This is a genomic window from Methanoculleus sp. (assembly GCF_035363275.1).
In the GTDB taxonomy this organism is placed as follows: domain Archaea; phylum Halobacteriota; class Methanomicrobia; order Methanomicrobiales; family Methanoculleaceae; genus Methanoculleus.
Genome location: NZ_DAOSET010000010.1, coordinates 16,288 through 37,257 on the forward strand (window position 1 = coordinate 16,288; position 20,970 = coordinate 37,257).

Below are 20,970 nucleotides of genomic sequence, written 5' to 3' on the forward strand. Positions count from 1 at the left end.
GGTCCCCGGTCAGAGCGGCACCTGTTGCCTGAACCGCCGGGCCTCGGCGACGGTATGGGCGTCCCGGTCCGATGCGGCGATCAGCCGGGCCTGAAGCCGCATGATATCGGCGATCATGGGTTGCGGGTGCTGCTCCAGCGTCTCCGTCACCACGGCACGGGCCTCCCTGAGTCTACCCGCCCTGCGGAGCAGGTCCGCGAGGAGCGCTTCGTCCGCTCCCGCCTGGGAGGCCAGGCGTTCGCCCTGATCCCACGCCCGCCGCAGGAGATCGGCAGCGCGTTTCCGGCAGATCCGGGCGGGTACATCCTCCCCCTCGTCGTCGCAGATCCAGGCGGCGTGGAGGGATGCCCACGCCGCCCGGGCCGGGGCACCGAGGTCTTCCTGGATGATCGACCAGCAGAGGAAGGTGTTTGCAATCTTCGGGAACTTCGGGGAGTCGAGTTGCCAGCGGTAGCGCGGGAGTTTCACCACGTCTGCCGCTCTCTTCGGGGCCTGGCCCGGGTCGGGGGCGCAGTAGCCGCAGGAAGGACACCGTTTCACCCATGCGTAGATGGTGGACCGCAGGGGTTCGGCGGGGCGAGTGTCGAGGTCCCGTGACCCGACGCTGCCGGAGGCCTCGGGGATGGTGAACCGGCAGGATTCGCCGCAGACTGCGCAGGCCGTATTGAGGTAGCGAGGGTGGATCATCGATGGGCTGACTTGCATAACCCGGAATATATAATTTTGCATCACTGGAAGACGGGCGGAGGATGAGAGTGCGGGACCCCTCTCTGCCGACCGGCCCGGGACAGTGTATCGGGGTATCCGGTTCCGAAGGCTTCGAGACCGGGATGGACCGCCGGCGACGCAACCCGGCCTCGTCCTTCACCGGGTTCCCGGGGCGGCTTCTCCGACCCGCCGGGCGTAGGCCGTTGCGGCCCACCCGAGGAGCGCCGTCGCGCCCGCGACCAGCGCAAGGACCAGCCAGTGAACCGGGCTCGCGGTATCCACCGCGAGCCGGACGATGAGGTTGAAGGGGTTGTAGGGGACAGCCAGGACGAAGAGGAAGACCACGACGAGAGCCGTCGAGAAGATGAACTGGGCGCTGGTCCGCTCCCGGTAGTGGAGGCCGACGAGAGCCCCGACCAGGATGAGGAAGAGCCCACCCGCCGAGACATGGAGGAGGATCGGGGCGGCGTTGTTGACCGCGATGCCGTTTGCCCGAAGAAGGAGGAGCCACGCCCCGGCCTGGACCGGGACCAGGATTGCGCAGGCGGCGACCTTCCCCCAGACCATCTCCCTGAACGTGACCGGTGTCGACATGAGCGTCTCAAGGGTCTGCCGCTGGTACTCCTCGGTGATGAGATCGATGATCAGGGCTGCCGAGACGACTGCCGGAAGGAGGACGAGCAGCGGGATGAGGAGGCCGTAGACGAACTCAAAGAAGTTCTCGCCGCCCCCTGATTCGGGGAAATTCAGGCCGATGGGGAAGGAGGTCCTCCGGTCGGCCCGGACCTCCCGGAGTTCCTCCTCGTAGCCCTGGAGGACCTCTTTGAGCTTGACATTGATGACGCTCGACTGCAGGTCGTTCTGGATGAGGTAGAGCGTGAGCATAACCGGTTCTTCCGCGTCCGGCGGCGTATCCGGGACGTAGACCACCGCTGCAACTCTCCGATCGCGGAGTGCTCGAAGTGCCGCGTCAAGGTCCGTCCGGTGGAGGACGAGGTCCGGGCGTTTTTCAAACTCGTCGATGAGGGCTGATTCCGCTCCCGCGTACCCGACACCGTAGTTAACCGTCGAGTAGCCCTCGATTGCCTCCGGGTCGTACATGGTGGTGAGCCCCACCATCAGGAACGAGGAGAACATGGCGATGAAGACCTGCAGAAGGATGGCGAAGACGATCGTCTTCTCCGACGACAGCCCGAAGAACTCTTTCTTTGCGATAAGGCCGATATGGCGGGCGTTCAGAGGAGCACCCCCGTGAGGAAGTAGAGATTATAGAGGCAGTGTACCACGCTTGCCACGAGAAGCCCGGGCACGTAGGCCCGCCGCCCCCCGATCATGAGGAAGGTGCCGGTGATCAGCACTCCCGCAATGTGGAGGAGGAGCGGCATCCAGAGCACCTGGAGCGATGCGAAGAGGATACTACCGAAGATCGACTCCGTGATCTGGGCGAGCGTGGCAAAGAGGAGGAGTTTTTCCCCCGCGAGGAACCCGAAACCGATGGCTATCGCACCGAAACAAAGGTTTTTTACTGTGAGGAATCCCGGGCGCTCCCGTGCTGCCGCGTAGAGCCCGGCTGATTTGGCAACCTCCTCGATGAACGCCGCAGAAACGGTCAGGAGGACGAGAGAGAGCGGCATCGGGAAGTTGAAGAAGAGGACGAGCGTCATCATCTGGGCCATGAAGACGAACGGTATCGTGAATGCGGCAATGAGGAAGAGCGAGAGGTGCGGGTGGTCGCGGCTGATCCCGCCCGAGACGAAGTCTGCGAGCCTTGATGCGAGGGGTTTCTCCGAGAAGAGACGCTCCTCCCGGAAGTTGACCGTCCCGACGTAGAAGAGAACGGCGCTTGTAGCGAAGAAGAGCGCGGTCGAGTAGACGTACTCCATGGCGGTGAACCCCTCACCCTGGATCTCGAGGACGACCAGGGTGAGGGGGGAGATGATGCTGATGACATGGGTGTTCGCAAAGACCGTCGGGAAGAAGAGGTACGACGTGGCGAGGGTCGAGAAGAAGATCGAGACGAACGAGAGTTCTTTGAAACTCCGGGCGGCCATCCCGATGATGAGGGCGTTTGCGAGGAAGAAGATGACGACCGGGATGAGCGGGAGAAGGATCGTCACCGGCACCCCGATGAAGAGGGTGATGGCAGCCGAGACGAAGATCATGATTCCGAAGTAGGGGAGCGCCTTCCCGATGACGATCGCCGACGGCCGGACGGGGGTGGAGAGGAGAGGTTCCCCGGTCCGTCCCACCCGCTCGTTCATCACGCTCATCATGAAGAACTGGGAGGTGAAGTAGAGAGGGAAGATGAAGACGAAGACCAGAACGAGCGCGTCGAAGGGAAGCGGGGGCGAGAGTTCCGATGGTGTCTGAAGCTGTGCCCCCTGCCCGTTCTCCGAGAAGATGCCGGTGTAGCGGGCGAGGGGGTGATCGCTCCCCACCTCCGCGAGTTGCTCCCGGAGGTCGTCCTCGGAGACCGGGACGGCCGATGGCGGAAGGGTCACCACCTCGACCGGGCCGGAAGGGGCGGGAGCGACCGGGGTGGTTGCCGGGGCGCCGACCTGCTGCCCGCTCTGGGTCGCCAGGAAGTCGATCTCGCTTTTGACGTACTTCAGATCGATCCAGAGCGGGTAGGCGGCGAAGAGGTCGGGCTCCCCGGCGGCCACGCGGGCGACGTAGGACTTGTAGTCACGCTCGAGCGTTCTGGCCGCCGCCCGCCCTTTCTCCGTGTCGGCGACGTATACCACTCGATTCAGGATGAGGACGTCGTACGCGAACCGGTTCTCACGGAGGGCCGGGCCGTCGGCGAGGCCGATGGTGAAGCGGCTATCGGTGGCGACGACCCGGGCGACGTCGGGGTCATCGATGCCGATGCGGTAGATGCCGTCCTGCATGTGGACGCCGCTCTGGGCGGCAAACACGGTCACCAGCACCAGGAGGACAAGCAACCCCGCCGCGAGCGGCAGGACGTTTCGTCCCATCGTGGTCATCGACCGGTTCAACTCCCACGTGGCGATCGTCCGGATGGAGGAAACGAGACTCATGGTAATCCCAGAAGGCGTCGGAGAACTCTACCTCTGTGCAGCAACCTATTAGTAGTCATCGGAGCCATAGGGAGATCCGATGATTGCCGCCCGCTCTCTTGTCAAACACTACGGCGACTTCCCGGCCCTCGACGGCGTCTCCTTCGATCTCGACGATGCACGGATACTCGGGGTGATCGGGCATAACGGGGCCGGCAAGACTACACTCTTAAAGATTATGGCCGGCCTCATCGCCCCGACGGCAGGCAGCCTCGAGATCGGCGGGGTGGATGTCGTGAGAAGGCCGCTCGACCTGAAGCAGAACCTGGGCTACCTCCCCGAGGAATCGCGGCTCTACGAGACGATGACGACGGATGCCTACCTGGCGTTCTTCGGCGAGATCTACGGCCTCCCGAAGGCGGCCATTCGGGCGCGGCGCGACGACCTCCTCGCTTCGCTTGCACTTGAGCCCGACGGGAAGAAGATCGGGGAGCTTTCGAAGGGGATGAAGCGGAAGGTTGCCATCGCGAGGTCACTGATGCACGACCCGGGACTGCTCATCTACGACGAGCCCACCTCCGGTCTCGACCCCATGACCTCGCGTTCGGTGATCGAGTACGTCAAAGGCCTCCGGGAAGATGGTAAAACGGTGATCTTCTCGGCCCACAACCTCTTCCAGGTGGAGGAAGTCTGCGACCTCGTGCTGATCCTGCGGCGGGGGAAGGTGGTGGCCGGGGGGACCATCTCCGAACTCAGGGAGACCTTCGGTTCGATCACCTACCAGGTCTTCTTTCGGATACCCGGCCCTGCGTCTGCCTTCGCCACGTCGGTCGAGTTCTCCGCCCACGACGGCCGGTACCTTGCCGAGGCACGCTCCATCGAGGAGTTGAACCGGACGACCGCGGCGCTCGCGGCCGACGGCGCGACGATCGACCGGATCGAATCGCACTACCCGACGCTTGAGGAGATGCTCCTGATCATCGGGCGGTGACGCGGTGCATCGAGCCACTTCGCGAACTTCCGCGTGAGCCTGTGGTAAAGACAGGTGACGGGCCGCACGCGAAGGACGCGAAGGGGGTGTGAAATTTCGCATGAATACTCCGTAAATTTGAAAACTGGGCCCCATTTGCGCTTCTAAACGTGACGTTCCGGTGTCTATCACCTTGGGGGGGGCAGGTCCCCCCCTGTCTCCGCCCTCCGTGGCGATGCCCACCACGGCCCACTACACGAGGACAAGCCCGGAGATAAAAGAGCAATAGTCCAGCAGGTTCGGCCCTGTCGTCATTACACGGGGTTTTCCAGCGTTTCACCGGTAGCCGGATATACCCCGGTATAGATCTCGAATCTTCCCGCACCCGGCTGCACAAACGTCCGGCGTGACCACCGGATCGGCGGCTGTTCCCCGTCCTTCGCCAACCCTGGCCTGGTGAACGGCTCTCCGGCACTCAGGGGATCCATGCCAAAGAATTCATGAACCCGCCGGCCGGTCGGGTCATGCCCGGTCAACGCCCTGCACCGTCTGTTGCACCACACGATCCGACCGTCGTCATCCGCAACCACGACCTGGGCATCGATCGCGTCGGGGGCGGCAGCGTTGAATATCCACCCCCGTTTCAGCAGCTCCTCGGTGTGGCACAGCGCCGTGATGTCGTAGACGAACCCGATCGCACCGGCGATCTTCCCTTTACTAGCGTAGACCGGAAAGGCTTTCTCCCTGATCACCCGCGAGTACCCGTTTGGCAGGGAGGCGGTTTTCTCGGCGATGAGACAATTTCCTTCCTCCCGTATGCAGCAGGCATACCCCCCCACCGGCAAGTCACCGGAACCGATCGCCTGGTCGACGAGCATAGGCACCCGCCCACGGTAGAACGGCACCGAGTACTCGTAGTTCCCCTTTCCAAGCATATCAGCCGCGCTGATGCCGGTCATCGTCTCTATGGCCCGGTTCCAGGCCATGACCCTCCCGTCGCGATCGATAGCAAACGCTGCTTCCGGGAGATTCCGTATGGTCTCTTCAAGCAGGGAGCTGGCCGATCTAACCAGAGTTCCGGCTTTTTCATACCCATCTGTATCCTGAACCCTGACCATGTACCCCAGGGGGCGGGTGTTTTTGGGGTCGCACAACGGGGAGATGTTCGTTTCTATCGGCGTGGCACCGGGATTTCCCTCACCGTGGGCAACGGAACACGAAAGTCTGACCTGACGACCCTGCTGCAGCATGCCGATCTCTTCACGGGTGAGGCTGGGATACTGGAATAACCTGGCCCCTGAAGTCGTGAGAGGGACGGAGAGTTCCCGGAAGGCTTTATTGGCGTGGATCAGGGACCCCTCGTGGTCATAGAGCGCTAATCCGACTGGAGATTCGTCAAAAGCCATACCGAACAGGTCTTCGCTCCGCCACCGGATCTTATCTCCTGCTCCGGAGATGAGCCGGAAGACTGCACAACAATACTCTCTCCCGTCCAACTTGAGGTATTTTGCAGTTATCTCAGCCGGGAGGAGCGTTCCATCGAGCCTCCGCAACATCGATCCGGTATAGTAGCAGCCCTCCCGCCGGAGTGTCGCCCATATCTGCTCAAGCGACTCGCGGTCGCACCGGATATCGATCTCCTGGAGATACAGCAATCGCAGGTCGTCCCTGGTATACCCGAGATCCCCGCACAGTGCCTGGTTTGTATGGAGAATGCGGCCGGAGGGATCGAACCAGCAGATGCCGTCCGTAGCCATCTCTACGGCATACCTGGCAAACCACGACGCGCTCTCGACCTTATCGGGGTGTGCAGTATCCTCGTAATACCAGAATTCCCTCTCCCGGGGCGGAGCCCGTCTCCCGGTTTCCTCTCCATATTGCAGGGCTCCGCCCCGGGCCGCCGGGTATTCGTTTACGTCATGACCCACCAGTTGATACTCCAGGAGCGTTCCGGATGAACCGTAGAGCGCCCGCAACGTCCAGGACTGCCACAGGATACCTCCATTCCGGGCGCTGATGCGGCACCTGATCGTCGTTGCCGGGTGCTCGACAGTGAGAGAGCGGAGTTGCCGGTTCCACTGCTCTCTCTCGTCCGCGGTGACCGGTGGCTGGAACCGCCGCCCCACAAGATCTTCTTTCGCCTGACCCGCCATCCTGCAGTAGCCGGGGTTTGCCCGCCTGACATACCCCTCAGGAGAAAGCCTGACGATGTATTCGCTCTGGTCCTCGAAGAGCGCCTGGTAGCGCAGGATGCCAAGTTCATCCCCGTTGCCACCCTGATCGCTCTCCGTGACGTCTTTCAGGACCAGGGAGACCGCAGGGCGTCCGGACTCAAGCACCGTAGGTATGAACGAGACGGAAAACGCTCTCTCCCCCTTGTGCTTGCCGGTCTGGCATCGCACCGTCTGTTCCTCGCCTCGCAATGCAGAACGCAACCGCGTCTCGAGATCGCTGATCCCGCGCAGGCCGGGGAGGAGATCGTCGATACGGCGTCCTGTGCCGCGTTCTCCGGCAGGCATGCCCAGGCTGGCCGGCATCGATGCGGACACTTCGATTACATCGAGAAGGTGATCGAGAATAATGTAATGGCGGCAGAATCTGCGTACGGCTGAAACCGGGATCCGATCTGCTGTGAAGTACATCTTTGCCGTACCTACCTGCCGCATGCCGACCGAACCCTGGCTCTGCATGATCTCCAGGTACTTCACGAGGGTGTTGCGGTTTATCCTGGATAGAGACGATATTGATGTGATGCTCAATCCTTCGGGGTGCAACCTGAGGAGTTCCCGTATCTTCTCCGTAACTTCCACCAAATCCATATCCATAATCGTACCGGCACCCGGTTTCAATGCAACATACTGCAGGTCCAGATAAATACTTCCTATATTGCATGGCGTCTTTGCATGGCAAATCGGAGATTTGAAACCATCTTCAGGAGATTACCAGATTACGAAGGCTTGCAGACAGCTTCCTTCCCGGATCCGAAGATGCGGCACGACGGCGACACGCATGGTGGGGGAGGAGGAGCCGTTCGTTTGCCCGGTCCGGAAAGAAGGATGTGAAGCAAATTGTGCCAGGAACCCTCTCCACTAGAAGAGAAGATGACATGGTATCGGGCAATACTGTATGCTCTGCCTGATGCGGTACTGCTGGTCGAGGACGGCAGATGCATCGATGGGAATACCGCCGCAGGCAGGCTCTTCGGCCTTGCCGGGCGGGAGGAGGTCATTGGACGGGATATCTCCTGGTTCTCGCCCCCACGGCAGCCGGATGGGAGGGCATCCGGAGAGGCGATCCATGCCTGTATCCTGGATGCGATACGCGGCAGACCCGGGAGGTTTGCATGGCAGTGCCGGCGGGCGGACGGCACGACCTTCGATGCTGAGATCGCCCTCGCGGCCGCCCGTATCGACGATGCCGTTGTTATCCTGGCCTCGATCCGGGATTCCAGCAGAGAAAACCTTCTGCTTGCCGGGGCGCGGGCCGCAGAATGGAGGGCGGAGATGGTGATCCAGGGGAACCCCATGCCCCTCGTCATCTGGGATCTGGCTATGACCCTCCGGGCGGTAAACAAGGCGTTCCTGCAGATGACAGGGTATGAGAGAAAAACCCTTGAATCGATGAGTGTCCATGACTTTGAATCTCTCGATCGGACCGCCCGGAAGATCGCGGACGCGACTCTGGAGGGGCAGACGGTACTTGAGGAGGTCACGCTCGACCTTCCTGCAGGAACCCGCACCCTGATCCGGTACAGCACTCCTCTTGTGGACGGAGACGGGAACGTCATAGAGATACTGACCGTCTACCGGGACATCACCCCGTAGGGGCAGGGCGTCAGGGGGTTCTGAGGGACACTGTGATAAATCCGGGAATGCGGGGAGGACCGTTGATCCCGGCGCAGGTATTGCTCCCACCGCCTGCCTCTCCTGTATCGGCGCCGGCTGTTCTACCACTTGTGATGCCCCCGCGCATCGAGGTCAGCAACACATCAGAGTAGCTCAAGGGCCGTGTTCGTAGAGATCCTCTCCTTCTTCAGGACTTCCTTGGCCCGTCTCTGTTCCGTGATGTCCCGGATCGACTCGATGGCACCGGCAACCTCCTCCCTGCCGTCGTAGAGCGGGGCGGCCCTCACCCACCATGTCCGTCGCGAATCACCGCTGTGGGGATCCCGGTTGGATCCTCCATCGCCAGGTTCCAGGTGGTGACGACTCCCTTCCGGTCGATTGCAAACATGGCATCGGGCAGATGCCTGGCGATGCCGGCCAGCCGGTCACAGGACTCCTGGAGTGCTCCTTCCGCCAGAACGCGGCTGGTGATATCGTGTACCTGGATGAGGTAGCCGTCCGGGGATCCACTGTCGGGTGACCTGAGCAGGCTGATGACGCCCCCGATGTGGATGGACCCGGCCCGGGCCGTTGGGAGGAGATCCCGGCTGCGGATCTGGTCGAAGTCGATGCGGCACTCAAGCGGGGTCGCCGCATCTCCGGGTAATTGCACCTCGCAGTTCCCGAGCGCCCTGCAGGCCTGCAAGAGGTTGATCCCCCGTACATCGTCGAGACGGGCGATCCCGAAGAGTTCGAGGCAGGTCCGGTTGACGTGGAGCAGCACCCCCCGGGGATCGCAGACCGCGATCCCGGTGGGGGAATCCTCAAATATCCTCCTGAACCGTTCCGCATGACAGAAAACCGGGTTTCAAGGGGCGCAAGCAAGCCCCCGGCTTGAGCCATGGGGAGAATTGCACCCTTTGGTCCGTTCACGAATCTCCCCGCACGGCATATCGTATAGACTGATGAGGCCCAACTCCTCTATTGGTTCAAGCAATGAGACACGTCACCCGTTACCGTGCATACCCCCTCTCACACCGTTGAACAGCGGTTGTGCACCGGGTTTGCGAGATGCACCTTTGTACGGAACCACTGTCTCGACAACAACGCCTTTCGGGACTCTCTTTTACCGGAACTCAAGAAACAGCACCCGGAACTGAAAGAGGCGCAGAGTCATGTTCTGCAGAAAGTGATCCACCGGATCGTCTCCAGCCTCCGAGCCCTGAGAGCGATGAAAGCGAAGGGGAGAAAGGTCGGCAAGCTCCGGAAGAAGTGGGTTCACTCGATGGAATTTGATTCGACCGGGTTCAAGCTCACGGGCAACCGCCTCCGGTTGAGCAAGATCGGGGAGCTGCCGATCGAGCTCAGCCGCCCGGTACCCGGGCGGATCAAACAGATCGTGATCAAGCACACGCCTGCTCACAAATGGTTTGTGGCGATCATCTCCGAGACTCCGGACACGCCCGAGCCGACGACCGGTACCCGGGCGGTCGGGATCGATCTGAACCTGGAGAACTCCTCCACCGACACTGATGGAGTGGTCTTCGAGCACCCGCACAACGTCAGGAAGTCGGCGAAGCGGCTCCGCAGGGCTCAGCGAAAGTTGTCCCGGGCAGTGAAGGGCAGCAGGAACCGCCGCAAGCAGCGGGTCACGGTTGCCCGGATCCACGAGCGGATCGAGAACCGGAGGGACGACTTCCTGCACACGTGGAGCCGATACTATGTGGATCGATATCATCTTATCGCGCTGGAACACCTAAACATCAGGCCGATGGTCGAATCGCTGGACGCGAAACTCCGTGGCAGATCTAAATCTATTCTCGATGCCGCGATGGGCCGGAGGGCCGGAGCGGGAGAAGCCGGAGGCTTCGAATCGCGTGGTACAAGGCAAGAGAGTTCATACGCTACAAAGCTGCGAATGCTGGTAAGTATGTCCACATTATTGATCCGGCCTACACGACCCAGGACTGTTTCCTCTGCGGGCACCGCGAAAAGAAGGATCTCGCGCAGCGAACCCATTCCTGCCCGGTCTGCGGGTATACCGTTCCGCGAGATCTGAACGCCGCGCAGAATATTCTGAAACGAGCATCTGTAGGGTGGGGCACACCCGAATCTACGTTTGTGGAGATCAGAACCGCTACACCGCCAAGCCCGGCGGTGCAAGTTCCGGTCAACGAAGCAAGAATCTCCCGGCTAAAGCCCGGGGAGAGTGTCAATCCGCAACGTCTCCTCCGCCCGTTTCGATGCCGTGATGTCGCGGGCGACGCCCATCACGTAGCGGCACGTCCCGTCGTCCGCGCGGACCGGGATGAGCCGCGTATCGTACCAGACCTCACCATCCGGCAACGGCAGCCGACTTACGTTGTTTTTGATCGTGCCGGTAGCCGCCACCGACGCGACGTTCCGGCGGTAGTCTGCACCCTGGCCGCCCGGGAAGAGATCGGGGAGACTCTTCCCGAGGATATCTTCCCCGGGGCGGTGCAGCATCCGCGCCCCGGACGAGTTGACGTAGAGCAGGCGCCCATCCGGGTCGAGCAGGAAAACGACGTCCGGCAGCGACTCGGTCAATATCCGGTACCGCTTTTCGCTCTCCGTCCGTGCCGCCTCGACCTCTCGTTGCCCGGTAATATCGCAGAAGATGACGATTACCTGGAACGGATTCTCTTCGCCGGGTCGGAACCGGGGAACGGCAAGGAGATCAAGCCATCGGTACCCGCCTTCCCGGGGGTTGAAGAAGCCGAGGGTCTTTCTCTTTGGCATACCGGCCGCCAGAGTCGCCACGTGCGGGAGCATGTCCCCCGGGTACCCGGAGTTGTCTTCATCGATAAACCGCCACCGGAGTTCACTGCAGGTTTTGCCCCGCATATCCGAGAGCGGATACCCGAGTACGCGTTCGGCGGCGGGATTGGCATCGATGATCCTGCCGTCATCCCCCAGGTAGATGGCGCCTTCGGCCAGTGCCTCAAAGAGGTTCCGGTACCGCGATTCGGCCTCTTTTGCCGCCGTCCCCGCCCTCTTTCTTCCCGTAACGTCCCGAAATTGTAGTATGAGCCCGGAAGGCGTGCCGTTCTCCCCGGAGAATACCGGCGATGCCGCACCCTCAAGGCAGATCGTCTCCGCGTCGTCCGTTGCACTGGAAGTCCGGTTCTGGCGCTCGTTTCGGGGGTAGGGGATGGTAAACCTGAGCGGCTCTCCGCCCTGTAGGGTGCGCGGCATATCAGGGGGAATGTGCGGGTCTGCAAAGATGTTCCACCCTTCAATCTCTTTCCGGTCCGGGGCGCCTAAAATCGCGAGAAACGCACGGTTGACGCGAACCACGACACCGTCCATGCCGCAGAACGCCATCCCGGCGGGCGACTCCTCGAAGATCGCCCTGAACCGCTCCTCGCTCTCCCTGAGTGCGGCCACCCGGCCGTTTGCCTGCTGCTCAAGGGCCTGCTGTTGCCGACGCAAGGATTCCTCGAGCACCTTGAATTCGTGGATATCAGAGCAGATGTACTGGTACTCGAGGATCTCGCCTTCAGGGCCGCAGAGGGTCCTTCCCCTCCACCGGTACCAGCGAACGTCTTCATCCGGCATAACCATCCTGCAGTCGATCGTCGCTGCCGGGTTCTTCGGCGTGAGGCCCCGGACAAACTTCTGCCACGCCGCCCTCTCCTCCCCGACAAGCGACGGGCGGAATTGCCTCCCGACGAGGTCGTCTCCGCTCTTCCCCGCCACCCGAGAGTAGATCTCGTCGGCCCACCTGGTGCGCCCGTCCGGCGAGACGCGGACGATTCCTTCGGCCCGGTCTTCCCGGAGCGCCCCCTGCCGCAACGCCTCAAGCAGGCGCTCTTCTCTGGGATCGCCATCCTCTGGGACCTTCTCCAGGACGAGCGAGATCGCGGGCCTGCCGGTCTCAAGCACGGTGGGTATCAGGGAGATCCGGTAGGAGGCGGCACCCCTGCGAGAGCCGGGGCGCCACCGGAAGGTCCCCTCTTCTCCCCAGAGAGCCCTCCTGAGCAGGGAGGCAACATCATCTGAAGACGTGCCGGAAAACAGAACCGAAACCGGGCGGGAGGTGAGAGCCTCAGGCGTCGTCCTGAGGATGCTCGCGAGCGTATCGGATACCTCCAGGACCTCCAGGTTGTGGTCGACGACGATGAGGTTCGGGGAGCAGAATCGGCGGACGGCCGCGACCGGCAGGCGCCGGGTCGGGCAGTAGACCTTTGCCGCGCCGACCAGCCGCATATCGACCGATCCCTGCCGTTGCAGTATCGCGAGGTATTTCGAGACCGAGTTCCGGTTCATCGGGAAGAGAGTTGCGATATCGCTTATACTCAGCCCGCCCGGGTGCTCCTGTAAAATCCCGAGTATCTCTGCAAGATTCTTCTCTGTCTGTCTATCGACCATGGAGGACGACCGTGATGTAAGGTCATGCCGGAAATGGTATATATAATTTACGGAAATGCATGGCAAACATGCATGGCATAAGAGTTATTTTAAGTGGTAAAATGAGGATAGCCTTACATTAGCGACGAAAATTGGGAGATCTGATCCGCTGTGTGGAGAGGGCTGGCACGATAGCCGACACCTGGACCGGTGGTCGGGCTCGCTCTGCCCCTCGCCCGGCCCGGCGGAGTCTGCAGAGAATATGTGAAGTCGTACAGGAGGCAAACCATGATATCAAGTGAACAAGGATCAGACAACTTCATCTCAACCGCGGCAGAAGAGAGCCGGCGGCAGGCGGAGACCATCCTGCAGGAGAACCCGATGCCTATCATCATCTGGGACCGGAACCTGCACGTGAAGACAGTGAACAAGGCGTTCCTGCAGATGACCGGCTACGACCGAAAGAAGGCCGAGTCCATGACGATCAAGGACTTCAGCTATATCGGCAACCAGTCCGGCCAGGAAGTGGCGGAGGCTTTCAGGACAAAGCAGACAACATCCGGCGAGATAACGGTTGCGCTCCCGACCGGCGCCTTCTCATTCGTCCGCTACAACGTCCCGCTCCCCGACGGGACGGGCAACATCGATAGCGTGATGACTGTCTACAAGGACATCACCGACCAGAAGCAGCAGATAGAGCGGATGGAGGTGCTTCAGCAGCAGGCCGATGTGATCGTCCAGGAAAACCCGATGCCCATCCTCCTCTGGGACGCCGACCTGACCATCAAGGTCGTCAACAAGGCGTTTAAAAAGGTGAGTGGTTTTTCCGAGGAGCGGTCCGCGCACCTCTCCGTGCGGGACTTCAAGTACATCAGCCAGTCGGGGCAGGGTGCCGCTGATACACTGAAGAGCGGGAAGCCGAGCAAAGGCGAGGTCACCGTCGAGTTCCCTGCAGGCGTCTGCATCCTCGATCGCTACAACATCCCGCTCTTTGACAAGCAGGGTGACATCACGAGCGTGCTCACGGTCTACAACGATATCACGGAAGGGCGGACGCTTGAGCAGAAGCTTCAGAAGAGCATCGGAGAGTTAGGGGAGGGCCTCGCCGCGATTGCCAGCGGCGACCTGACCTGGGTGGTGCCTACCTACCCTGGCGACCCGCTGGGAAAACTTAAGAAGGACGTAAACGGAGCGCTTAGCGGTCAGAAGGAATTATTCCTGCAGATCCTCGAACAGGCCGATGCCCTCGAGCACATTGTCGGCGATGCCGGGAAGGGTGCCGACGAGATCGCCCAGGCATCGCAGCAGGTGGCAAACACCGCCCAGAAGACGTCCGACGGCGCAAAAGAGCAGATCCGGCAGCTTGATCGGGTGACGAAAGAGATCGGGGACCTCTCCGCGGCCGTGGAAGAGATTGCAAGCACCGCCCAGGAGGTCCGTGACCTCTCCACGAATGTGGCAAAGGCCGGGGAAGCGGCCGTCGGGCTCGGGAACGAGGCTGGCGCAAAGATGCAGGCGGTGCAGCGGATCTCCGAGCAGGCCGTCGGGGAGATCACAAACCTGAACGAGAAGATGCAGGATATCGGTCATATCGTGAAACTGATCACCGATATAGCGAACCAGACGAACCTCCTCGCGCTCAACGCCGCGATCGAGGCCGCCCGGGCCGGGGAGCACGGTCGCGGGTTTGCGGTCGTCGCCGGCGAGGTCCGGAACCTTGCCGGGGAGTCGAAGAGCGCGACCCGGCAGATCGAGGAGGTCATCGGCGGGGTAACCGCAAGCAGCGGGAAGACCGCCGAGGCGATGCGGGGAGCGCACACCGAGATCCTCAGCGGGATCGAGAGCGTGAACAAGACCATCGCGGCCCTCAATAAGATGGTCGCCGACGTCAACGCCTCCGTCGGCGGCATCGCCGACATATCCCGGGCGACCGAGAACCAGGCCGATGCAGCAAACGCGGTCACAACGAGCATCGAGGAGGTCTTCTCCCTGATCCAGGAGACCGAGAAAGGCACGGAGAACCTCGCCGCGCTCGCTGAAGAGTCGTCTGCCTCGACCGAAGAGGTCGCCAGCGCCTCAAACGAGATCCAGCAGATGGCGCACCAGCTCCGCGAGAGGGTCGCGGCGTTCAAGTTCCAATGAGGCCGTGAGCATGATCGATGTCGTTGAGTTCGGGCTGGGACAGGAACTGTATGCGATGGACATCCAGCTTGCCCGTGAGATCGTGGAGATGATGCCCATCACCCACATCCCCCGGGCGCAGGACTACATCGCCGGGATCATGAACCTCCGCGGAGAGATCACCACAGTCATCGACCTGAAACGGCTGATCCAGATCCCGGGGGTATCGGGCGACAACCAGAAGATCATCGTCCTCGTGGCCGAGGCGACGGGAGGGTCGAACCTCGGCATCATTGTAGACGACGTGCACAGCGTCATCCAGGTGGCCGAGGACGATATCGAGCTGATGGACGAAGGGATCGCCTCAGGGGTCCATGCCTTCGTCAAGGGGATCATCAAACTTGCAAGAGACGAAGACGACCGGAAGCAGGCCGACGGGAGGGGCCGGCAGGAGGCCGGGCTCATCCTCTGGGTCGATATCAAAAAGATACTCGACGACCTCGTCCGGAACAGCCGGGCATAGGCGCCCTTTCGGCGCGCCTGCAAAACGCGGCGTACTCGCAATTCTCTCTTTTTTTGACCCCGCCGTCCAGCCTGTGGTGGGCGGGTGCGGAACAGGCAGGCCTCCGGGGATCTCTCTCCTGCACAGCGCGCTCCCGGATTTTTTGTCAGAGCTGATTATATATAGCAGCGGCATATACGTGCCTGCAGAACCCCACAAAAATCGCAACAACCGGCCTCTCGTATGAAACCCTGGCGCGGACGGCGGTCGATGGGGGTTGACCGGACGACCGGGCGCCCCGTCCGTAATGCGAGTAACCTCGGAGGGTGATCACGGGAACCGGGCTGATCGTCACCGAGACGATCTCGAGAGAATCCAGGCAGACAATATGCAAAATTGAGAACTCGACGGGCCTGAAGGGATTTGAACCCTTGGCCTACGGATTAAGAGTCCGTCGCTCTGCCGAACTAAGCTACAGGCCCATGCATCTGACCTAATAGTATAGCATGGGAAAGGGTATAAATCTTGTGGGACCCTCCCCAAAATCGCCGAAATGAAATCCCTTAATACTATGAGAAGTTACACCATTGTACGCATGCCTGAGGCGGTCCAGAACGTTTCGAAGGAACGTATCAAATACATCATTTTTGGGTGCGGGAGCACCGGCTATAACGTCGCTGAGGAACTCGAGCAGGAGAGCGAAGACCTGATCATCGTCGATAAGGACGAAAAGCGAGTGGAGGATCTCCGGGACCAGAAGTATGAAGCGCTCGTCCGCGACCTCCGGGACCCGGACCTCATGGAAGGGCTGCCCGTCCCCGAGGTCGCGTTCATCCTCGCGAACGACCGGGACGCCAATCTGGCCGCACTCAAGACCATCAAGAACCGCTACCCGGCGACCTACGTCATCGCCCGCGCCACCGACCCGGTTGGTGTCGACCTCCTCCAGCAGGAAGGCGCCGATATTGTCCTCTACCCGCAGGAGGTGGTGGCCCGGACCGCCATCCACCACATCCGGCAACTCCACTCGTCACGGCTCGCCCTGCGGCTCTACGATATGCTTGCCGCCTGGGAGGGGACGCTCTGCATCGTCACCCACTTAAACCCTGACCCCGACTCGATCTCAAGCGCCATGGCACTCTCGATGATTGCCCGGCATGCAAGCCACAACAAACTCAACTGCCGTATCCTCTACGAAGGAGACATCGGGCACCAGGAGAACCGGGCATTCATCAACCTCCTCGAGATCAAGATGGAACGGCTCACCCCCCAGATCCTCGATGAATGCAACTACATCGCCCTGGTCGACTCATCCGGACCCGGCGTGAACAACGAACTCCCCAAGACCACCCGGGTCAACATCATCATCGACCATCACAAGAACGGTGAGCACCCTTCTACCGTTGCCGACTTCATCGATATCCGGCCGGGGGTCGGCGCCACGGCGAGCATCCTGACCCAGTACTTGATGGAACTCGATATCCCGGTGAGCAAATCGGTAGCGACCGCACTCCTCTACGGCATCAGAGCCGACACGAGAGATTTCAAGCGGAACGTCACCCCCCAGGATCTCAACTATGCGGCGTTCCTTCTCCCCCTGACCGACTCGGACCTCCTCGATAAGATCACGTCTCCGTCCATATCGCAGGAGACTGTGGATATCATCGGCAACGCCATCCGGAACCGGCGGATCAAGAGCGGCTACCTCTTCTCCAACGTCGGTTACATCCGGAACCGCGACGCTCTCCCGCAGGCGGCCGATATGCTGATCCATCTCGAGGGCGTGAACACGGCGCTGGTCTACGGCATCAGCGACCAGAATGTCATCATCTCCGCCCGGAACAAGGATATCAGGCTCCATCTCGGGAACGTGATGGCCGAGGCGTTCGGCCCTATCGGCGAGGCGGGGGGGCACGCCACGATGGCCGCCGCTATCATACCGCTCAGTTTCTTCTCGATGGTGAAGGAGAAGGAGGAACTGCTTGGCCTGGTCATCGACCCGATCCTCAAGCGCTTCTCCAACATCGTCGGCCTGGACAACGAGGATAAACAATGAGGTTTGCAGACTGGGAGCCTCATTATATCGCAATTCTTGAGTATTTCGGGTTTGAGCGCGAGGCGGACGAGGCGGCCGCCCGGCAACTTGCGGATCTGGCGGACCGCGACGACGTCGGGCTGCTCGAAGCCCTCATCCGGGATAGAGTGGTGACGGTCTGCGGCAACGCCCCCTGCCTCGTGGGGGAGCTCGACCGGATCGAGGGGACGGTGCTTGCCGCAGATGCCGCGGCCGGGGTGCTTGTCAGCCACGGGATCCGGCCCGACGCTGTCTTCACCGACCTGGATGGAGCAACGGAGGTCTTCATCGACCTCTCGGCGCAGGGGACGGTGATGGTCGTGCACGCCCACGGTGACAACCTCCCGCTCCTCCGCCACTGGGTTCCGCGCCTCCCCGGGCCGCTCGTCGCCACCACCCAGGCGGCCCCCCTTCCGTCCGTCCACAACTTCGGCGGGTTCACCGACGGCGACCGGGCGGTTTTTGCCGCCGACGAACTCGGGGCGGCAGAGATCCGGATCATCGGGTTCGACCTTGCCGATAGAAACGTCGACCCTGTCAAGCGGGGGAAACTGTACTGGGCGGGGGAACTCCTCCGCCTGATCGGGTATGACCTCTAACGCCCTCATCATCGACGGCTACGTCGACGAGCCCGCGTGCCTCGGGGTTGCGCCCTACATCTCTCCCTACGTGAGAGATGTCGCCGGCGTTCTTTCCGGGCACGGCTACGCTCCCCGCTACGTCACCATCGACCAGGTCCGGGCCGACCCGTCGCTCGCCGCCGCATGCGGCCCGGGCGACCTCGTGGTGATGATCGCCGGCATGACCGTGCCCGGCGCTTACATCGGTGGGAAGCCCGCGACCCTGACGGAGGTCCAGCAGCTTGGAACCCTGCTCCGGGGGCCGACCACCGCCATCGGCGGGCCGATGACCTTCGGTTACGCTCCCGAAGGCGGGAGGAAGGCCATCCGCCAGGCTATTGCCGGGTTCGACGTCACGCTCTCAGGGTCGCCGGCGGTCGCGCTGGATGCCTGGCTCTCGGGTGGGGAGCCCGCCGGTGCGGGCGATTACTCCCTGACCGATCCCTGGTCCGTGGCGGGCGCTCCGATCATCGCACAGCACCCGGCGTTCCCGTATGTGATGTGCGAGATCGAGACCGCGACCGGGTGCTCGCGCGCGACGGTCGGGGGATGTTCCTTCTGCACCGAGCCCTTCTACGGGCTCCCGCGCTACCGGAGTATCGAGGGGATTGCAGAGGAGGTGGCGGCACTCCATGCGGCGGGAGCCCGGCACTTCAGGCTCGGCCGGCAGCCGGACCTCCTCGCCTACCAGAGTTCCGGCGGCGAGTTCCCGGTCCCGCGCCCGGAGGTGCTCGAAGAACTCTTCTCGGCCATCCGGGCGAGTGCCCCGGACCTTGCAACCCTGCACATCGACAACATCAACCCAGGCACTATCGCCCGGCACGAGGACGCAGCGCGGGCGGCACTTTCAGCGATCGTCGCAGGCCACACACCCGGCGACATCGCGGCCTTCGGGATGGAGACCGCCGATCCGGCGGTCGTTGCGGCAAACAACCTGAAAGCCATGCCCGACGACGTCTTCCGTGCGATCGAGGTCGTGAACGATATGGGGGCAGGACGGACGGGAGGAATCCCCGAACTCCTCCCGGGCTTAAACTTCATCGTCGGCCTTGCCGGGGAGACCGCGGCGACGTTCGACCTGAACGGAGCGTTCCTCCAGCGGGTGCTCGACGCCGGGCTTCTGGTCCGGCGGGTGAACATCCGGCAGTTGATGCCGTTTGAGGGGACGACAGCCTATGACGAGAACACCCTCGGGATGCACGACGCCCGGTTCCGGGCCTTCAAGGAGTGGACCCGGACGCACTTCGACGAACCGATGCTCCGCCGGGTCTTTCCCGTGGGCACCGTCCTTTCGGATATCGTCATCGAGATCCCCGGAAGACCTTCCTTCGGGCGGCAGATGGGCTCATACCCGATCCTGGTCGGCATCCCTCTTGAACTCCCGGCAAAGACCGTGCTCGATGCCGTCGTGGTGGACTGGGGAATGCGGTCGGTAACGGCCCTCCCCTGCCCGGTGGAGGTCAACACCCTCCCGGTCGCGGCGCTCCGGTGGATCCCCGGCGTCGGCAAGAAGAGGGCCGCGACCATCGCCGCCCGCCGGCCGTTCCGGAACCTCGCGGAGTTCCGGGAGGTCGCCGGCGAGACGGGGATCGATGGGATGATGATGTTTTAGGCCTCCTCCCGCAGTTCCATCACTCTCAGCACATCCGTCCGGGTGACGATCCCGATCAGGGTATCATCTGCGACCACCGGGATCCTCCCGATATTCATCCCCGTGATGATCTTCAGCGCGTCGATGAGCGGGGCCGACGGCGGGAGGGTGGTCGGGGTCCGGGTCATGACGTCCTGCACCTGCATCGCCTCCCGGTCGAGCGGCGAGATCTTGTGGACATCGGCGAGAGCGACGATCCCCACGAGCGATCCGCGCTCCACCACCGGGAAGCCGAGATGCTTTGTCTCATACATCATCTCCAGCAGCCTGCTGAGCGGCATCGTCGGCTCCACGGTAGTTACCGGGCTGCTCATCGCGTCCGCCACCGTGACGTCCTGGAGCAGGATGTTGTAGCGGAGGTAGGTAGCCTCCTGGTTCGCCCCGATGTAGATGAAGAAGGCGATGATGATCAGGATCGGGTTCAAGAGCAGGAGTCCGACGATCCCGAAGAGGACGGCAAACCCCTTCCCGACGTCGGCGGCGATCCGGGTCGCCCGGGAGAGTGGCATCCTCCGGGCGAGCCACGCCCGCAGCACGCGCCCCCCGTCCATGGGGAACGCCGGGAGGAGGTTGAACCCGAAGAGCAGGATGTTTAAGAGCCCGAGGTAACCGAAGGTGAAGACCAGGACGCCGGCAATGCCCGGGTCGGCGACGACGGCATCAACGGCGTAGACCAGGGCGCTGGAGATCACGCCGACTGCGAGGCTGGTGAGCGGACCCGCGAGCGCCATGGGGAGTTCCACCTTCGGGTCCGGCATCGTCTCCTCCATCTGGGAGACGCCGCCGAGGATGAGGAGCGTGATGCTGTGGATCTCGATCCCCTTTGCTTTCGCGATGAGCGAGTGGGCCATCTCGTGGATGAAGACGCCGACGAAGAGGCCGAGCGCAACGACGGTCCCGAGAATGTACGGGTTGAATCCGGCCGCGATCAGCGTCACGTCGATCGGAACACCGAAGAGGACCGCGATCAACTCGGTCGTGAGCAGAATCTGGCTCCCGATGATCCAGGCAAAGATGGGGATCACCAGGAGGAAACTCCAGTGCAGTTTGACCGGAATCCCGGCCAGGTTTCCGATCTGTAGCGACGCTTCCATGAGAAGGAGTATCTT

16 protein-coding genes, 1 tRNA gene and 1 pseudogene are annotated in these 20,970 nt (G+C 62.1%); 8 read left to right on the forward strand and 10 right to left on the reverse strand.

Annotated elements, in window-relative coordinates; all coding sequences use genetic code 11:
- Window positions 1-9 precede the first annotated feature (9 nt).
- From PLN84_RS03335 to PLN84_RS03345, 3 genes are all read right to left on the reverse strand, one after another.
- A complete protein-coding gene (locus PLN84_RS03335; RefSeq protein ID WP_292382989.1) occupies window positions 10-705 on the reverse strand; it encodes a hypothetical protein in 696 nt (231 codons plus the stop codon).
- Between the two features lie 159 nt (window positions 706-864).
- Window positions 865-1,899, reverse strand: a complete 1,035-nt coding sequence (locus tag PLN84_RS03340; protein WP_292383720.1) for an ABC transporter permease — start codon at window positions 1,897-1,899, stop codon at window positions 865-867.
- A 44-nt stretch (window positions 1,900-1,943) separates the two neighbouring features.
- Window positions 1,944-3,749, reverse strand: coding sequence for a PrsW family intramembrane metalloprotease (locus PLN84_RS03345; protein ID WP_292382988.1), 1,806 nt, complete (start codon window positions 3,747-3,749; stop codon window positions 1,944-1,946).
- 79 nt (window positions 3,750-3,828) lie between these two features.
- Between PLN84_RS03345 and PLN84_RS03350 the strand changes: the two genes are divergently transcribed.
- Window positions 3,829-4,719 carry an ABC transporter ATP-binding protein gene (locus PLN84_RS03350; RefSeq protein ID WP_292382986.1) on the forward strand — a complete coding sequence of 297 codons (891 nt, stop codon included), beginning with the start codon at window positions 3,829-3,831 and terminating at the stop codon, window positions 4,717-4,719.
- Between the two features lie 293 nt (window positions 4,720-5,012).
- Here the strand turns inward: PLN84_RS03350 and PLN84_RS03355 are convergent, their stop codons facing one another.
- Window positions 5,013-7,517, reverse strand: a complete 2,505-nt coding sequence (locus PLN84_RS03355; protein ID WP_292382985.1) for a PAS domain-containing protein — start codon at window positions 7,515-7,517, stop codon at window positions 5,013-5,015.
- A gap of 282 nt (window positions 7,518-7,799) precedes the next feature.
- Here PLN84_RS03355 and PLN84_RS03360 point away from each other — a divergent pair, with 282 nt between their 5' ends.
- A complete protein-coding gene (locus PLN84_RS03360; protein WP_292382983.1) occupies window positions 7,800-8,522 on the forward strand; it encodes a PAS domain-containing protein in 723 nt (240 codons plus the stop codon).
- 164 nt (window positions 8,523-8,686) lie between these two features.
- On the opposite strand, the gene PLN84_RS03365 is transcribed toward PLN84_RS03360, so the two are convergent.
- From PLN84_RS03365 to PLN84_RS03375, 3 genes and pseudogenes are all read right to left on the reverse strand, one after another.
- On the reverse strand, window positions 8,687-8,830 hold the full coding sequence (locus tag PLN84_RS03365) for a hypothetical protein (protein WP_292382982.1): 144 nt from the start codon (window positions 8,828-8,830) through the stop codon (window positions 8,687-8,689).
- A complete protein-coding gene (locus PLN84_RS03370; protein WP_299954934.1) occupies window positions 8,827-9,015 on the reverse strand; it encodes a PAS domain-containing protein in 189 nt (62 codons plus the stop codon). The genes PLN84_RS03365 and PLN84_RS03370 overlap by 4 nt, the downstream gene beginning before the upstream one ends.
- Window positions 8,995-9,357: pseudogene (locus PLN84_RS03375) on the reverse strand (PAS domain-containing protein); the annotation flags it as partial. The gene PLN84_RS03370 and the pseudogene PLN84_RS03375, both read right to left, overlap by 21 nt.
- Window positions 9,358-9,540: 183 nt before the next feature.
- On the opposite strand from PLN84_RS03375, the gene PLN84_RS03380 reads away from it, so the two are divergent.
- On the forward strand, window positions 9,541-10,581 hold the full coding sequence (locus PLN84_RS03380) for a transposase (protein ID WP_348531901.1): 1,041 nt from the start codon (window positions 9,541-9,543) through the stop codon (window positions 10,579-10,581).
- A gap of 134 nt (window positions 10,582-10,715) precedes the next feature.
- Here the strand turns inward: PLN84_RS03380 and PLN84_RS03385 are convergent, their stop codons facing one another.
- Window positions 10,716-12,914: a PAS domain-containing protein gene (locus tag PLN84_RS03385; RefSeq protein ID WP_292382979.1), complete on the reverse strand. Its 2,199-nt coding sequence runs from the start codon at window positions 12,912-12,914 to the stop codon at window positions 10,716-10,718.
- A gap of 267 nt (window positions 12,915-13,181) precedes the next feature.
- On the opposite strand from PLN84_RS03385, the gene PLN84_RS03390 reads away from it, so the two are divergent.
- Both PLN84_RS03390 and PLN84_RS03395 read left to right on the forward strand, forming a co-directional pair.
- Window positions 13,182-15,035, forward strand: a complete 1,854-nt coding sequence (locus PLN84_RS03390; protein ID WP_292382977.1) for a PAS domain-containing methyl-accepting chemotaxis protein — start codon at window positions 13,182-13,184, stop codon at window positions 15,033-15,035.
- A gap of 10 nt (window positions 15,036-15,045) precedes the next feature.
- Entirely contained in the window at window positions 15,046-15,537 is a 492-nt protein-coding gene (locus PLN84_RS03395; protein WP_292382975.1) for a chemotaxis protein CheW, read from the forward strand.
- A 387-nt stretch (window positions 15,538-15,924) separates the two neighbouring features.
- Here PLN84_RS03395 and PLN84_RS03400 read toward each other — a convergent pair.
- Window positions 15,925-15,998, reverse strand: a tRNA-Lys gene (locus PLN84_RS03400).
- A gap of 113 nt (window positions 15,999-16,111) precedes the next feature.
- Here PLN84_RS03400 and PLN84_RS03405 point away from each other — a divergent pair.
- Genes PLN84_RS03405 through PLN84_RS03415 form a run of 3 tightly spaced genes read left to right on the forward strand, consistent with a single transcriptional unit; the run spans window position 16,112 to window position 19,822 of the window.
- Window positions 16,112-17,572 (forward strand): DHH family phosphoesterase, encoded by a 1,461-nt coding sequence (locus tag PLN84_RS03405; RefSeq protein ID WP_299954419.1) that lies wholly within the window; start codon window positions 16,112-16,114, stop codon window positions 17,570-17,572.
- Window positions 17,569-18,189 carry a 6-hydroxymethylpterin diphosphokinase MptE-like protein gene (locus tag PLN84_RS03410; RefSeq protein WP_292382972.1) on the forward strand — a complete coding sequence of 207 codons (621 nt, stop codon included), beginning with the start codon at window positions 17,569-17,571 and terminating at the stop codon, window positions 18,187-18,189. Before PLN84_RS03405 ends, PLN84_RS03410 begins: the two co-directional genes overlap by 4 nt.
- Window positions 18,179-19,822: a radical SAM protein gene (locus PLN84_RS03415; protein WP_292558928.1), complete on the forward strand. Its 1,644-nt coding sequence runs from the start codon at window positions 18,179-18,181 to the stop codon at window positions 19,820-19,822. Before PLN84_RS03410 ends, PLN84_RS03415 begins: the two co-directional genes overlap by 11 nt.
- Here PLN84_RS03415 and PLN84_RS03420 read toward each other — a convergent pair.
- The gene (locus PLN84_RS03420; protein WP_292382967.1) at window positions 19,819-20,955 is read right to left on the reverse strand and encodes a CBS domain-containing protein; all 1,137 of its coding nucleotides are present in this window, start codon (window positions 20,953-20,955) and stop codon (window positions 19,819-19,821) included. The genes PLN84_RS03415 and PLN84_RS03420 overlap by 4 nt on opposite strands.
- Between the last annotated feature and the right edge of the window lie 15 nt (window positions 20,956-20,970).